This window comes from Bacillus sp. EKM420B (assembly GCF_011065565.1).
Lineage (GTDB): Bacteria > Bacillota > Bacilli > Bacillales > Bacillaceae > Bacillus > Bacillus velezensis.
In genome coordinates, this window is the sequence record NZ_JAAMNX010000001.1 from 103,803 (window position 1) to 119,420 (window position 15,618).

General features: G+C 48.0%; 14 protein-coding genes. 9 read left to right on the plus strand and 5 right to left on the minus strand.

The features are described from left to right. The first annotated feature begins 11 nt into the window (after positions 1 to 11). A complete protein-coding gene (locus G9F48_RS00575; protein ID WP_007409239.1) occupies positions 12 to 362 on the plus strand; it encodes a YlbF family regulator in 351 nt (116 codons plus the stop codon). Between the two features lie 38 nt (positions 363 to 400). Here the strand turns inward: G9F48_RS00575 and G9F48_RS00580 are convergent, their stop codons facing one another. Then, the gene (locus G9F48_RS00580) at positions 401 to 1,540 is read right to left on the minus strand and encodes a DNA alkylation repair protein (RefSeq protein ID WP_165408861.1); all 1,140 of its coding nucleotides are present in this window, start codon (positions 1,538 to 1,540) and stop codon (positions 401 to 403) included. A gap of 383 nt (positions 1,541 to 1,923) precedes the next feature. Here G9F48_RS00580 and G9F48_RS00585 point away from each other — a divergent pair, with 383 nt between their 5' ends. From G9F48_RS00585 to G9F48_RS00595, 3 genes are all read left to right on the plus strand, one after another. Next, entirely contained in the window at positions 1,924 to 2,790 is an 867-nt protein-coding gene (locus G9F48_RS00585) for a Cof-type HAD-IIB family hydrolase (RefSeq protein ID WP_031378450.1), read from the plus strand. Positions 2,791 to 2,902: 112 nt separating this feature from the next. After that, positions 2,903 to 4,405, plus strand: coding sequence for a coproporphyrinogen III oxidase (locus G9F48_RS00590; RefSeq protein WP_165408862.1), 1,503 nt, complete (start codon positions 2,903 to 2,905; stop codon positions 4,403 to 4,405). A gap of 102 nt (positions 4,406 to 4,507) precedes the next feature. Continuing rightward, positions 4,508 to 5,797, plus strand: a complete 1,290-nt coding sequence (locus G9F48_RS00595; RefSeq protein ID WP_165408863.1) for a lysine N(6)-hydroxylase/L-ornithine N(5)-oxygenase family protein — start codon at positions 4,508 to 4,510, stop codon at positions 5,795 to 5,797. A 26-nt stretch (positions 5,798 to 5,823) separates the two neighbouring features. On the opposite strand, the gene G9F48_RS00600 is transcribed toward G9F48_RS00595, so the two are convergent. The 3 genes from G9F48_RS00600 to G9F48_RS00610 are packed head-to-tail and all read right to left on the minus strand — an operon-like array spanning position 5,824 to position 7,924. After that, positions 5,824 to 7,038, minus strand: a complete 1,215-nt coding sequence (locus G9F48_RS00600) for a cation:proton antiporter (protein WP_003155266.1) — start codon at positions 7,036 to 7,038, stop codon at positions 5,824 to 5,826. A gap of 7 nt (positions 7,039 to 7,045) precedes the next feature. Next, positions 7,046 to 7,543, minus strand: a complete 498-nt coding sequence (locus tag G9F48_RS00605) for a cation:proton antiporter regulatory subunit (RefSeq protein WP_003155265.1) — start codon at positions 7,541 to 7,543, stop codon at positions 7,046 to 7,048. Between the two features lie 27 nt (positions 7,544 to 7,570). Then, a complete protein-coding gene (locus G9F48_RS00610) occupies positions 7,571 to 7,924 on the minus strand; it encodes a hypothetical protein (protein WP_007610381.1) in 354 nt (117 codons plus the stop codon). 184 nt (positions 7,925 to 8,108) lie between these two features. Here G9F48_RS00610 and G9F48_RS00615 point away from each other — a divergent pair, with 184 nt between their 5' ends. After that, the gene (locus G9F48_RS00615) at positions 8,109 to 8,876 is read left to right on the plus strand and encodes an enoyl-CoA hydratase (protein ID WP_165408864.1); all 768 of its coding nucleotides are present in this window, start codon (positions 8,109 to 8,111) and stop codon (positions 8,874 to 8,876) included. Positions 8,877 to 8,900: 24 nt separating this feature from the next. On the opposite strand, the gene G9F48_RS00620 is transcribed toward G9F48_RS00615, so the two are convergent. Then, the gene (locus G9F48_RS00620; RefSeq protein WP_071392043.1) at positions 8,901 to 9,086 is read right to left on the minus strand and encodes a YhzD family protein; all 186 of its coding nucleotides are present in this window, start codon (positions 9,084 to 9,086) and stop codon (positions 8,901 to 8,903) included. Between the two features lie 105 nt (positions 9,087 to 9,191). On the opposite strand from G9F48_RS00620, the gene G9F48_RS00625 reads away from it, so the two are divergent. The 4 genes from G9F48_RS00625 (at position 9,192) to G9F48_RS00640 (ending at position 15,553) form a co-directional block, all read left to right on the plus strand. Further along, positions 9,192 to 10,088, plus strand: coding sequence for an ABC transporter ATP-binding protein (locus G9F48_RS00625; protein WP_007409231.1), 897 nt, complete (start codon positions 9,192 to 9,194; stop codon positions 10,086 to 10,088). After that, positions 10,081 to 11,340, plus strand: a complete 1,260-nt coding sequence (locus G9F48_RS00630) for an ABC transporter permease (protein ID WP_165408865.1) — start codon at positions 10,081 to 10,083, stop codon at positions 11,338 to 11,340. Before G9F48_RS00625 ends, G9F48_RS00630 begins: the two co-directional genes overlap by 8 nt. A gap of 110 nt (positions 11,341 to 11,450) precedes the next feature. After that, entirely contained in the window at positions 11,451 to 12,674 is a 1,224-nt protein-coding gene (locus G9F48_RS00635; RefSeq protein ID WP_165408866.1) for a metallophosphoesterase family protein, read from the plus strand. After that, on the plus strand, positions 12,671 to 15,553 hold the full coding sequence (locus G9F48_RS00640; RefSeq protein WP_165408867.1) for an ATP-binding protein: 2,883 nt from the start codon (positions 12,671 to 12,673) through the stop codon (positions 15,551 to 15,553). The genes G9F48_RS00635 and G9F48_RS00640 overlap by 4 nt, the downstream gene beginning before the upstream one ends. Positions 15,554 to 15,618: the final 65 nt, after the last annotated feature.

The following is a 15,618-nucleotide window of genomic DNA, read 5'->3' on the forward strand; positions in this document are numbered from 1 at the left end:
GAGCGGTTACTATGGCAGTTCATTTTTATGATGCAGCATATGATCTTGAAAAAGCTTTGCGAAACAGTGATGAATACAGCCGTCTGAGAGGGCTTTATGATCAAGTAAACGCAGATGAATCCGCAAAACGCATGTTTGATAACTTCCGCAATGTACAGCTGCAGCTGCAGCAGAAGCAGATGTCAGGTGAAGAAATCACTCAGGAAGAGGTAGAGCAGGCACAAAAAACCGTTGCTCTCGTACAGCAGCATGAATTGATTTCTCAGCTGATGGAAGCGGAACAGCGCATGAGCATGCTGATCGGCGAGTTAAACAAAATCATTATGAAACCTCTTGAAGAGCTTTACGGCAGCCCGCAATAAGCTCCACACCCCTCCATCTATGAAATGGAGGGGTTTTTTTATTCAACAGAAAAATCAAGCGAACCTTTTACCGTTCCGTTAATGATGACAGACAGAGTGTGAATTCCCCGATAATGCTTGCGGGTGGTTAAATCTTTAAGGGAATGGTGTTTGCTGAAGGCTTTTACGTCTCCGTTATCCATGGCGGACTCCGACATCTTAAACACCTTGCGGCTGCGGTGCCCCCTTTTCTTTACAAAATCAATCGCGTATTCAACCCTGACTTTTTGCCGGGCGGCTGAGCGGACCTGAAAAGAAAAATGTATGCTTGTTCCGATGGCGGCCGTTTCCGGATTCAGTGTAAAACGTTCCAATGAAATCCGGGAGGCGTCTTCAAACCCGAAAATCGCAAGCGCCTGTTTGTCTCCTCTTTTTAACAGTGTCCTGCAGGCGTGCTTCAAAATCCAATCCGTGTGCGGACAGCTTCCGAACCGCTCGGCTGCGATCTGTGCCAGAACATCCGGATGTGTTTTGGAGATGTCATTCAGGTTATTCGCCACGCTTTTTCTGACATATAACGAGTCATCCTGCATCAAGCGGTCCAGAACAGGGAGAATCGGAGAAGGGTCGTCAAGAAGAGCCGGAATGGAGATTCCCCACGGCAGGCGCGGTCTTGAGCCTTCGCTGGCAAGCCTTCTGACATGTTCGTCCGAATGCTCCGTCCAGGAAAGGAACTCTTTGAACATCCTCTCCCGGTCAAGCCTGATATACGGGCGGACCGCAAATTCGGAAGTGGAAAAACGAGTGAAAAACTGAAGCGCCTTCATTGATGCTTCCCAGTGATCCGTTCCGTACTGTTGGACATAATCGGGAAAAATAATCCCGGCGAGCCCTGTGAAATGGGGAGCTGTCTCATATAAGACGTCAAGCGCCCGTATGTAATCCTTCGGCAGTGTTTCATATAAAGAGTCTGTGATCCGGCGCATCCGCTGTTTTAACGTCAGTCCGGGCCAATCTTCCTGAAATATCAGCGCCCGGCACTTGTCCCGCTCAAAAGCCGGATACGCCGATTTGACTCTGTGCAGAAGTGCTTCTGCAAATTCTTCGTTATAAATATCTTTTAATAGAGACATGACAGTCACCGCTTTTTTTCTTTTATTATATGCGAATATACGTTCCCTTTCAACTTTATCATACATTCAGCACAGATATTTCCCCTGATTTTTTTAGTTAAAAAAACCCTTGTTTTTTAACAATATTATTGAGATAATAACTCTGAAAGCGCCTACACTTACAGATGATCTAAGGATACGGTCGCCTATACTGCCTGGTATGTTAAGGGGTAGCAACAGAGAGTAAGTGAAACGAGCGCATCAACGGTCAAATAAGGGGTTCCTGATATATTTCGTTAATAGAAATGCACATTGGGGAGAAGGCAGCAAATCGATCGTATCCCAACAAAACGACAGTTCAAAGTCTGCTTGAGGCAGGCTTTTTTGCTGCGGAGAAAAGGTTGTTCTAAACAAAGAGACAGGGTCATATCCTAATGACAAGTACAGTCATCAAGGAGGGGGACTTCTCTGTGTCAAAACAAATGCTGGCGTTAAATATAGACGGAGCGCTTCTTCGCTCCAACGGCAAACTTCATCAGACGACAAAGGATGCCATCGAATACGTCAAGAAAAAAGGGATTTACGTCACACTGGTCACAAACCGCCATTTTCGCTCCGCTCAAAAAGTGGCGAAAATATTAAAGCTTGATGCAAAATTGATTACCCACAGCGGCGCATACATTTCTGAAAAAATAGATGAGCCGTTTTTTGAAAAGAAAATATCAGAAGATCACACGTTTAATATCGTTCAGGTGCTCGAAAGCTATCAATGCAATATCCGGCTTCTTCACGAAAAATATTCGATCGGTAACAAGAAGAAAGTGAACTCCAATCTGGTCGGGAAAACGATGATTCATCCGTCCGACCCGATCTTTTATCCGGTGCAGTTTGTCGAATCATTAAGTGACCTGCTCCTTGATGAGCCGGTTTCAGCGCCCGTCATTGAAGTGCATGCTGAAGATGGCCTGCAGGCTGATATAACGGATACGATAATGAAAGCATTCCCGGCCGTCGATGTGATCCGCGTCAACGGAGAAAAACTGAACATCGTGCCTAAAGGGGTTTCAAAAGAAAGCGGACTTTCGATGGTCGCCGCTGATCTCGGGCTTTCAATGGAAGAGGTTGTAGCTATCGGCCATCAGGAAGATGATCTGCCGATGATCGAGCTGGCCGGTCTCGGCGTCGCGATGGGGAATGCCTCAAATGAATTAAAAAGAAAAGCGGACTGGGTGACAAGGTCAAATGATGAACAGGGAGTCGCCTATATGATTAAGGAATATTTCCGCATGCAGCACCGCAAAGGCTTTCTCGATAAGTTCCATATGAAACGGCCGTAATCAAGAGCCGCAGACGCGAAAGGCCGGTCTGCGGCTTTTTCGCGGATTGATTTTAGCCTGTTCTTTCTGTACACTAAAGAAAGTTTTGAATCTGAAAAATAAGGTGATCACATTGCAAATAAAAATAGACGGCATATCGGATGACAGGCTGCATCGTCCGCTGCAAAACATCGCGAATTTATTTTTTGAAGAGTGTGTTCTTGCGTACGGCGAAACAGAGGAACCCTCTGATCTCGTCATCTCACTTGCCATTTCTCAAGATGCAGACAGCGTGTCGGTATCCGGAGAAATCAAAGGAACCGGCGAAAAGGAACATCACACGAAACCGCTTCTTGCCGGATGGAGCGAAAAAGAAGTATTTAAACAGGTGAAAAACACGCTGTCATATGTCTACTTAAATCTTCTTCAATCGCATACGGGCATGACACAAAAATGGGGAATCTTAACCGGCATCAGGCCTACTAAACTTCTTCATAAAAAGCTGCAGAGCGGCCTGACAAAAGAAGAGGCGCATGCCGATCTGAGAAAAGATTATCTGATCCATGATGAAAAAATCAATCTGATGCAGGAGATTGTCGACCGCCAGCTCGCTGCGGTTCCCGATCTGTACCGGGTCAAAGATGAAGTCAGCATATATATCGGCATCCCGTTCTGCCCGACGAAGTGCGCCTACTGCACGTTTCCGGCTTATGCCATTCAAGGACAGGCGGGAAGAGTCGGCTCCTTTTTATGGGGGCTTCACTATGAAATGCAGAAAATCGGAGAATGGCTGAAGCGGCATGATATCAAAGTGACGACCATTTATTTCGGCGGCGGCACGCCGACAAGCATTACCGCTGAAGAAATGGATCTTTTATATGAAGAAATGGTCCGCTCTTTCCCGGATGTCGCAAATATCAGGGAGATTACCGTTGAAGCGGGCCGTCCAGACACGATTACGGAGGACAAGCTTGCCGTTTTAAATAAGTATAAGATTGACAGAATCAGCATCAACCCGCAATCTTATGAAAACGAAACGCTTAAGGCCATCGGCAGACACCATACAGTTGAAGAAACCATCGAAAAATACCATCTTTCCCGCAAGCACGGCATGAATAATATCAACATGGACCTGATCATCGGTCTGCCGGGAGAAGGGACGGCTGAGTTCAGGCACAGTCTTGAAGAAACGGAAAAGCTGATGCCTGAATCTTTGACCGTTCATACGCTTTCTTTTAAACGGGCGTCAGAAATGACGAGAAACAAGCATAAGTATAAAGTTGCCGACAGACAGGAAGTGTCCCGCATGATGGATGACGCCGTCCGCTGGACAAAAGAGCACGGCTATACGCCTTACTACTTGTACCGGCAGAAAAATATTCTCGGAAACCTTGAAAATGTCGGCTACTCCTTCCCGGGTCAGGAAAGCATCTACAACATTATGATTATGGAAGAAGCGCAGACGATTATCGGTATCGGCTGCGGCGCGGCAAGCAAATTCATTCATCCGGAAACCGGAAAAATCACGCACTTCGCCAATCCGAAAGACCCGAAATCATATAATGACCGATTCGAGCATTATACAGAAGAGAAAATCAAATACTTAGATGAGATGTTCGTCAAATCTGCATTATAATATCAAAAACGGCACGGAATCAGCGTGCCGTTTTTTTTATGTTTAACCGTCTGTAAAAAAGGGAAAAGTTCATCAGACTGTTATTCGCAAGAGGTGCATAATATGTATGATGTCATAGGAGCGGGAATCGGGCCGTTTAATTTAGGGCTTGCCGCATTGTTAGAGGATATACCCGGAACAGACGCTCTTTTTTTCGATAAAAAGAAAGAATTTGCGTGGCATCCCGGTCTATTAATTAAAGGAACGGATTTACAGGTGGCGTTTCTGGCAGACCTGGTCACGCTCGCCGATCCGAAAAGCCGCTACACGTTTTTAAACTTTCTCCATGAACATGACCGGCTGTACCGGTTTTATACGTTTAATGAATTTGATATTCCGAGACGGGAATTTAACGACTATTTAAGCTGGGCGGCTTCAGAAATCAAATCATGCCGTTTCGGCTCAGAGGTAATCGGCGTGAAAAATGCCGGCGGACATTATGAAGTCAGCGTCAAGAACATTGAGGACGGAAGCATCAGTGTCTATCAGACGAAGCATTTCGTCATGGGGACGGGGTCTGAACCGCTTATTCCCGCAGAGATTGATGACGGAGCGCGTCAGGACACGATGGTCAGCACGGAATATTTGTTCCGGAAAGACGAGCTCGCCGGCGCCGAATCAATTACAGTGGTCGGCTCCGGACAGAGCGCCGCGGAGATCTTTTCTGACTTATTGCATGATGAACAATACCGCCGCAGCCGGCTGCAATGGGTGACACGCTCCGCCGGATTTCGAGAATTGGAAACCGCTAAGCTCGGGCAGGAAATGTTTACACCTGATTATGTGGAATATTTTAACCGCCTGCCTTTTAAAGCACGGCTGAACACACTCCCTGAGCTGGACGGACTGCGCCACGGCATTGATTCTGACACACTTGCCGCCATTTACGATGCCCTGTATCACAGATCGATCAGCGGAGGTTCGCCTGACGTGTATATTCAGCCGATGGCGGAGCTTGAAAAAATTGAAAAGCAAAACGGGCGCTGCGTACTGAGCTTTCATCAATGGCAGATGGATGAAACTTTTACGGCCGATTCAGAAAAAGTGATATTGGCGACCGGCTTTAAACCTCATATTCCGGAATGGTTTACGGCAATTGCCCCCGATATCGAATGGGAGGATGAGAAACGGTTTAAAGTGACGGCCGATTCCCGTCTTGTCTTTAAGGACGACAGGCGGCATCACTTTTTCACATTAACGAATCTTGATCATGCTCACGGAACGGGCGCTACGAATTTGAAGCTGTCTGTTTACAGAAACCAAAAAATCATCAATACCATTCTGGGAAAAGAGCATTTCTCCATTAATAAAAAAACGGCTTTTCAGCAATTTCTTCCCGCTCAAAAAAACTGACCTCTTATGAAGAGGTCAGCTTTTTTTTATGATTTCTGCGGCTTCTTTTCAGGCGTCTTCCATTTGAATACGCTGTTCAGCAGGAGATATATCCGCTTCGATTCTTTCGTGAGCAAAGGGCCGAAGATGGCCAGTATCAAAACATATAAGGCGGCGAAAGGTTTAAGTGAAGCGGACAGGCCGCCGGCGATGCCGAGATTTGCGACGATAATGGAGAATTCGCCGCGGGACACAATGGTCAGCCCGATATTGGACGATGCTTTATGAGAAAGCCCCGCCCGGCGCCCGGCGATCATGCCGGCGATAAAGTTTCCGGCAATCGTCAGCAGAACGGCGCCGAGGGCGAGCCATACCGCATCTCCGAGTGAAAACGGATCAATGCTGAGGCCGAAGCTGAAGAAAAACATGGCGCCAAAAAAGTCACGGAACGGCACGACAAGATGCTCAATCCTGTCAGAATGGGCCGTCTCCGAAAATACGAGTCCGAGCAAGAGCGCGCCGATCGCTTCAGCGACATGAATCGTTTCGGAAAAGCCGGCAATGAAAAAGAGCGCGGCGAAAATGACGATGACAAATACCTCGTTTGAACGGATATCAAGCAGCTTGTTCAGCAGAGGCGGCAATTTCCGAGCGGCAATGAAAAACAGCAGCATATATCCGAAAGCGATCACGATTGACATCAGCGCGCCCCCGACAGACGTCGCGTCTCCCAGAACAAGCCCGGAAACGACGGACAAGTAAACCGCCAGAAAGATATCCTCAAACATAATGATGCCGAGAATCAGCTCCGTTTCCGGATTGGCCGTGCGCTTTAAGTCGACAAGCACCTTTGCGACAATGGCGCTTGATGATATCGTGATGACGCCCGCCAATACAAGCACTTCCAAAAAGGAAAAGCCCGTGATAAAGCCGTAGATCAGCCCTAAACTGAAATTAATCAGAATATAAATCGTCCCGCCGGCGGCGATTGAACGTCCGGATTTGACTAATTTTCCGACCGAGAATTCAAGCCCGAGGTAAAAGAGGAGGAACAGGACGCCCATCCGTCCGAAAAACTCAATCACTTCCCGGCTTTCGATAAACGTCAGATCAATGATGCCCGCCTGGGGCGCGTGCGGCCCGACAAGCATTCCTAAAATGATCAGGAAGGGGATGATCGAGAATTTAATTTTATTGGCGATGACACTCGCAATGGCCACAAGAACTAACGCCGTACCGACTTCAAATACGAGATGGTCCATAAACAGATCACACTCCGTCTCTGGAGAGGAAGTCTTGGATCAGTTTTTTCAGATGCTTTCTTTCACCTGAGAGGACGAGTGTATCGTTTGCTTCAAGGAGCGAATCAGCCCCCGGGTTTAAAAACTTTTTCTGGTCATGCTTAATGATGGCGATAACCGTCACGTCATAGTTTTGGCGCACATCCAGTTCGCCGAGCGTCCGCCCTGCCGCTTTTGCCCCTTTTTCAACTTTAAACCATTCGATAATCAGATCGCTGAACGCCATTTCAATCGATTCAAGCGCCTGCGGTTTGTACACCATCCCGCCGATAATCGCGGCAATCTGTCTTGCTTCCGCATCATCAAGTGAAATGCTTGCCAGAAGCTCATCAGGGTCGCGGTCATCAAATCTGTAAATTTCCCGCCTGCCGTCATCATGAATGATGATCGTCATTTTTTCATGATTTCTCGTTTCGATTTCGAATTTTTTCCCGATGCCGGGCAGATCGTTTTCTTTAATATTCATAAAAAATCCCTCCGGAATATACTGTTTTTACACCGTAAATACAGATTGGCAATGAGAAATGGTCTGATGCCGGAGGTAATTTGACTGGTATTGTATCGGAATGGCGCATGTCCTTTCCATTGTGGAATCAATGAATTGATCAAGAGGTTTGACAGATAACAGGGAGATCATCCGGGATAACGCACCGTATCCTTTTGACAGGCCTTGCGGAGCGGTTTTGGTTTGAACCGGCGTCTTTGCCGATTCCGTTTCCTGCGGGTAAACCGAAATTTGTACATGGCTGTCTGTTTCTGTCACCAATTGGGAAGGAAGAGCGACATCCGAAGGGGGGAACAGCACCATAAAAAAGCTCAGTAACAAGCTGAGTATCACATATTTCATTATCGGTGTTTTTCCCCCCTTTTGTTTTGTATATCAATTTCACTATATAAAAATGTATGTTCAGTTTCAAATGATATGCATTTTTCGGTATCTGTTGACCTTGAAAAATAAAGGAGTTTGGCTTCGGGGGAAGGAATATATCATTTGAACAAAATATGTAAGCGGATTCAAGGAGGGAGTAAACATGCAGTATATTCGTTATGAAGAAAAGGGAAAGATCGCAGAGATTGTGCTGAACCGGCCTGACAGTTACAACGCGCTGAATGAACAAATGCTCCGGGAATTGGAAAATGCATGCGTTATGGCAGCCGACAGCGAAGCGCTTATCGTCCTCTTGCGGGGGGAAGGCAGGGGATTTTCCGCGGGCGGTGATATCCAGATGATGACGTCGGATCATGATTCAGGAGAATATGAACGGCTCATGAAAATGATTGAATCCATTACGCTGACGCTCTATGATATGAAAAAAATTGTGATAGCCGCCATCCACGGAGCCGCGGCGGGGCTCGGGCTGAGTTTCGCGCTGTGCGCCGATGTGGTGCTCGCCGAAGAAAACGCCCGACTCGCGATGAATTTCATCGGCATCGGATTGGTTCCCGACGGAGGAGGCCATTATTTATTAATGAGACGGGTCGGTGAGATCGAAGCGAAAAAACTGATTTGGAGCGGTGAAAAATTGCCGGCTGAAAAAGCGGTGCGGCTCAAGCTTGCCGACGGGCTGTTCAGCGGCAGCCCTGCGGAGGGGGCACAACCGTATATCGACCGATTGCTGCATGCGCCGCTGTCAGCGATGATTGAAACGAAGGCTATTTATCAGAGCCTTCATATCAGCCGGTTAAAAGACGTTTTGTCTCTTGAACGAAAGGCCCAGGAAAATATGAGAAAAACGGATGATCATAAAGAGGGCATCCGCGCCTTTTTAGAAAAACGGACGCCGCAATTTAACCGGTAAAATACAGAAGCCGGAAAGCTTCTGTTATCTGTGGAATAAAATCAGCTTTCCGGCTTCATTTACCAAGCGGTGAGTACTGTTCTCAAGCTTTTTTTCCTTTAACAAAGCCTCTCCGGCGGCCTTCGCCTCCGCCTCATTATCTGCTTCGATCCGTTCATCCAGCATCGTTTCTCCCGACGCATGGAATGCGGTCAATACATATTGTCCCATCATGTCACCCCCTTTATAGAATGATATTCTGATAAAGAATTTAAAATCCTCCATTAATTTTTACCCATTATTAGTATATAATGGGTCAAGGAAGGAGTTGGATTCGTGCTTACAATTGAAAATGTAACGAAAACATTCGGCAGCTTTACCGCTGTTGACAATTTGAACCTGCAAATACCTGAAAGGGAAATGTTCGGGCTGCTCGGCGCAAACGGCGCGGGAAAAACGACGACCTTTCGGATGATTTTAGGTCTTTTAAGCCTGACTGACGGGCATATCACCTGGAAAGGGCAGCCGGTCAATTATTCCATCAGTGAAAAAATCGGCTATCTCCCGGAAGAGCGGGGGCTGTATCCGAAAGTGAAGGTGAGTGACCAGCTAGTCTATCTGGCGAGATTAAAAGGAATGGGCAAAAAAGAGGCGGAAAAAGAGCTCATGACATGGCTCGAGCGGTTCGGCATTACAGATTACAAGAATAAGAAAGTCGAAGAGCTGTCGAAAGGAAACCAGCAGAAAATCCAGTTCATTTCGGCCGTCCTGCATAAGCCTGAACTGCTGATTCTCGATGAACCTTTCAGCGGTCTTGATCCGGTGAATGTCGAGCTGCTGAAAGAAGCGGTTATTTCTTTGAAAAACAGCGGCGTTTCCATCGTTTTTTCAAGCCACCGAATGGAGCATGTGGAAGAACTTTGCGAGAATTTGTGCATTCTCCAGAAGGGAAAACCCGTCGTTCAAGGCAATCTGAAAGACATTAAGCGGTCTTTCGGCAAAAAAAATGTCACCGTTCATTCAGATGATGACCTCAGCTTTTTAAAAACGCATGAAGGTGTCGTGAAATGGAAGGAAACAAATGACGGAATCAGACTGCAGGTCGCGAATGAACCGGTTTCTCAGGATATTTTCCGGGCGCTGCAAGGGAAAGGTTTTATACGGAAGTTCGAATTGGAAGAGCCGTCACTGCATGATATTTTTATAGAAAAGGTGGGGGCCGTATATGAATAAATTTTGGATTATGCTGTTTCATACATATAAAAACAAAATCGCGACAAAGTCATTCATTATTTCGACCGCCATTACCGTTTTATTAGTATTAGCGGTGACCAACCTGCAATCGATTATTTCCGTGTTTCAATCGGATGACGGCAAGCAGCAAATCGCGGTGATTGATGAAACGGGCGGGCTGTACCCGGCGTTTGCAAAACAGCTTAAAGCGGCGGATACAGACAATGATCTGCAGGCAATGGAGACGAAGGAGTCCGAAAAAGATGCCGTAAAGCGTGTCAAAGACGGTGAATGGGACGGACTGTTTATCATCAGACAAGATCAAAAAGGAACGATAACAGGAGCCTACAAAGCGCTGACCATTTCTGATGAATCAGCGTATAAACTTCTCAAACAGGCTTTAACCCAGACAAAAACCGCTGTCGAAACCGCCAAGCTCGGCATTTCGGCAGAAAAAGTCAGCAGCCTCTACACTCCGCCGGAAGTCAGCAAAAACGCGCTGGAAAAAGGGGCGAAATCTGAGGAAGAGCTCGGTCAGGTAATGGGGCTTGTCTACATCATGCTGTTTGTCATCTACTTCTCAGTTATCATGTACGCAAGCATGATTGCGATGGAAGTGGCGACGGAAAAATCGTCCCGCGTCATGGAAATTTTAATTTCAAGCATGCCGCCGATTCAGCAGATGTTTGCCAAACTGTTCGGTATCGCGCTCGTGGGGATCACACAGTTTGCGGTGCTGATTGCAGCGGGTTATCTCTCACTGAAGCTGAACCCTCATAATGATGCGTCGTCGCCGATCAGTGCATTTCTCAATTTTACGGATGTTCCCGTCTCGACGATAGTCTATGCCGTCATTTTCTATTTGCTCGGCTATTTTCTTTACGCGACGCTTGCCGCGTTTCTCGGCAGTGTTGTCAGCCGGATAGAGGACGTACAGCAGACGATTCAGCCGATGGTTTTTTTAGTCGTGGCAGGTTTTATGATCGCCATGTTCGGCATCGGTAATCCTGACGCCGGTTTTATTACCGTTACATCTTACATTCCGTTTTTCACGCCGATGATTATGTTTTTACGCGTCGGGATGCTCGATATCCCGTTTTGGCAGGCTGCGGCCGGGATCGCCCTGACACTGGTCACTATCGTGATCTTTGCGGCGGTCGGCGCGAAAATTTACAAAGGCGGCGTATTGATTTACGGAAACGCCAGCGGATTCAAAGCGATCAAACAAGCGCTGCGCATCTCCAAAAAATAAGTGAAACAGCCCGGAACAGCCGGGCTGTTTTTTTATTTTGCAGAACGTGCATTCGTATAAAAACGGTGCTAAAATAAGGGTAATTCAATTTGCAGAAAGGGGAGGGCGAGATGGCTGATCTGACGTTTATTCATGCCGCTGACCTGCATCTGGACAGCCCGTTTTACGGCATTTCGAATCTGCCTGAACCGGTATATGCGCGTATTAAAGAAAGCACATTTCACAGCGTCCGCCGTCTGACGGACGGGGCACTGCGGGAGCAGGCAGATTTCGTGCTGCTTTCGGGGGATCTGTTTGACGAAGCCAACAGAAGTTTAAAAGCCCAGCTGTTTTTGAGAAAACAGTTTACGAGATTACAGGAAGCGGATATCCAAGTGTTCGTCATATTCGGCAACCATGATCATTTGGGCGGTAAGTGGACGCCGATTGAATGGCCGGAAAATGTACATATATTCACCTCGGGTACACCGGAGGAAAAGTCTTTCTTTAAAAACGGAGAGCTTGCGGCAAGCATATACGGATGCAGCTATCAGGAAAGAAGCGTAACGGTCAATCAGGCGGCCCGTTACCGGAAAATGACCGGAGCGCCTTATCATATCGGCATGCTCCACGGCATGTTATCAGGAGCGGAAGGGCATGACCCGTACTGCCCGTTTACGAAAGAAGACCTTGAAAAAAGCGGCATGGATTACTGGGCGCTCGGACACATTCATAAACGGCAGGTTCTGTCCGCCCAGCATCCCGCCGCTATTTACCCCGGGAATATTCAAGCCCGGCATTTAAAAGAAACCGGGCCTAAGGGATATTACCTCGTCCGGGCGGCAAACGGTGAGATGTCTTGGGAATTCAAAGAAGCGCATGATGTGTTATGGGAGGAAATTGATCTTGATATCTCCGGAGCTGAACATATGACTTCACTTCTGAAAGCCGCATCGGATACATTCTCCGGCTTGCGCGCGGCGGGCCGCCCGGCATGTGTCAGGCTGGTGCTTCGCGGCGCGGCGCCCCGCTTTTGGACGGAGGCGCCCGCAGGCATCGCAGAGGAGTTTCTTTCCGCTTTACAGGAGGAAGAGGCCGAAGAGGAATGTTTCGTCTGGCCGCTCGCGCTTGAGGATCTGACGGATGAAACAGACAGCGTGCCGCCAGATCCGTTTTTTAAAGGGCTGCTTCAGGACATAGAACGATGCGCAGACATGAGCGGTGTATTTGAAGCCCTTGAGCGTCATCCCGTATATCGGCGTCAGATCACTTCATTTACAGATGAAGAGATACTGGATATTAAGCGGCAGGCTCAAGCCGTTTTAAGACGCCAGATGAAGGAGATTCAGCGATGAAAATAACGGCGATGCATATTTACCAATACGGAAAATTTTCCGACCGAAGTTTTCAGCTGTCAGATTCTCCCGTGCAAGTGATCTACGGATTAAATGAAGCGGGGAAAACGACATTGATGTCCTTTATCAAAAGCGTGCTGTTCGGTTTTCCGAAATCAAAAAAATACGAACCGAAAAACGGCGGGGTTTACGGCGGCACTGTGGAATTGAAGCATGTCGATCACGGTGCCGTCAAAATCGAACGGACAAAAGGCGCTGCCGAAAAAGTCAGAGTGTATACGGCTTCAGGCGAAATCAAGGACGGAGAATGGCTCAAACAGCTTCTCTCCGATACAGACCGGGCGCTGTACGAAGCGATCTATTCGTTCGATGTATTCGGACTGCAGGAGATTCAAGCTTTTAACCGGGACAAAATCGGCGAGTTTCTCCTGTATTCGAGCTTATTCGGGTCGGAAGCGGCGGCAAAGCTTGACGGGCGGCTGGCAAAAGAACTTGACAGGATGTATAAGCCGAACGGGCGGAACCCCCGCTTAAATCAGGAGTTGGATACATTAAAGCGGCTCAGCGCCCAGCTGAAACAGGCGGAAGCTGCGGAAGCGGGCTATCACAGCCTTCTGGAAGAGAAAAAAAGCGCCGGCGGCCGTTTGCAGGATGCTGAAGCACGATTGAAAGACATAACTGAAGAAATCAAAACAGTAAAATCGGCGATAGAAGCAAAGCCGCTCGCAGACAAAAAAACAGCCTTGGAAAGCGAACTTTCTTCTTATCCGGAAGCATTGAAGCAATTCCCGAAGGACGGGATGCATCAGCTTGAAAAATACGAATCGCATCTCCATCCGAAAGCGGCCCGTCTTGAGGGACTTCGGGCAAAAGCGGCTGAACTCAGGCGGCAGGCTGAGCTGCTCGCTCCAAATGAGGACTTGCTGCAAACAGAGCGGCAGCTGCAGGAGCTTTCCGGCGAGCAGCATATGTACGAATCGCGCGGCGAACAGCTTGCCGCCATCCAATCACAGATCCGGCAGACATCTGCCCGCGTTTCGTCAGGATTGCAGCAGCTCGGAAGACATGAGGAAGACGGCATTCTTTCGCTGAACACCGATTATGAATATGAATGGCGGCTGCAGGAAGCCGTGCAGAGCGCCGGACAGGCAAGAGAAAGAAAGACACAGCTTGATGCGATTTTCGAACAAGCGCGGCTGGAGCTGGAAGAAGCCGAACGAAAACATGCCTTGACGGCGGAAAACATTTTGGACCCCGCTGTCAGGAAAGAAAAAGAAGCCGCTTTACAATCATATAAGCAAACAGCTGATACAGAAGGAAACGAATGGCAGGCACATGTACAGCAGCTGGAAAAACAGCGCGTCAAGCAAAAAAAGCTCTTTCTCGGTGCGGGCATTCTGTTCATTGCGATTTTCGCTATGTTAAAGGAATGGCTGCCCGCCGCCCTTTTTACCGGCGCTCTGCTGCTGTATATGCTGTCCGGCATGCAAAAACCGCTGCCGTCAGAAAGAGGAGGGGCAGGTCACAAGAAAAAGAAACCGACGATCTCCAAAGAAGCAGCTGATCTTCTGCAGGAAGAGCTTTGGCGTGACGGCCGGCACCGGCAGCAGCTGATTGCGGATCAAGCCGTGCTTGAACAGAAAGAAGCGGCATATGAAAGAGTCATCCGCCAATATGAAGAATGGGAGGCGGAAATGGCGCCGTCTGAAAAACAGGCGGAACTTTTCATGAAGGAACTGGGGTTTTCAGGAAGTCCTTCCCATCTTCTTGACGCATATCATGTGATGAAAGATGTCAAAAAAGAAATCCTTAACAAGCATGAGCTGACCATTGAAGCGGGCCGGCTGCAAAAGATGCAAAGAGCATTTGAGGACCGGGTCAAAAAGCTGAGTCCTTCAGACGGAAGGGAGCTGTCCGTAAAAGAAAGACTGCGCGTTTTGCTGGCGCAGGCGGAACGGGCCCGTGAGGAAGCAAAACGAAAGCAGGCGCTCGAAACGGATCTGCTGCATGCACAAGAGCAAATGCGTGAATTAAACGAAGAAGTTCATTACTACGAACAGCAGGTCAAACAGCTTTTCATGGCGGCAGGCGCAAAAAACCGCGAACACTTTTGTGAACTCGCCAGGCTGAATGAAAGCCGCCGGGAAACAGAGCGGCAGCTGCGCGAAATCAAAACGCACTTGTCCGGCATAGGCGGAAAACAGCTTGAGCCGTACATGAGCCGCACAGTGTCCGAACTTGAACTTACAGTCGTTCAGAAGGAAACAGAGAAAAAAACGCTTGAGGAAAAAAGCGCGAAGCTCCGTGAGCAAACCGCTTTATTAACGGTGAAACAAGAGCAGCTGGAGTCCTCGGGGCTTGTATCCGATTTAAAACAGCAGACAGAAATGCAGAAGGAGCGCGTGAAAAAAACCGCTAAAGAGTGGGCCGCATTACAGACGGTCAGACACATCATCAGGGAAAAAATGGAGCGGCATAAAAAAGTGACGCTTCCCCGTCTGTTAGAAACCGCCGGTGCATTATACGGACCGCTTACGGACGGACGCTATCACAAATTGTATTTTTCCGAGGCTGATGATTCCATTATGGTCATGCGGAAAGACGGAACGGTGTTTTCTGCAGGCGAACTCTCACAGGCGGCATGCGAGCAGCTTTATGCGGCGATCCGTTTTGCCCTTGCGTCAGAGAGGGAATCTGCGGTATCACTGCCGTTTTTACTTGATGACAGTTTTGTCCATTTTGACAGGCAGCGGCTGCAGCGGCTGTTTGATGTGCTGAATCAGCTCTCAGAAGGCGGGCGGCAGATACTTTATTTCACCTGCCATGAGCATGTCAGCCGGTCTTTTCACAGCGGACAAGTCATGCGGCTCCTGTCATAAAAGAGTTTATTTTCAAAAAAGAGGTATGTGCTATACTGGTATTATGTAAGATATGGAGGGAGCTT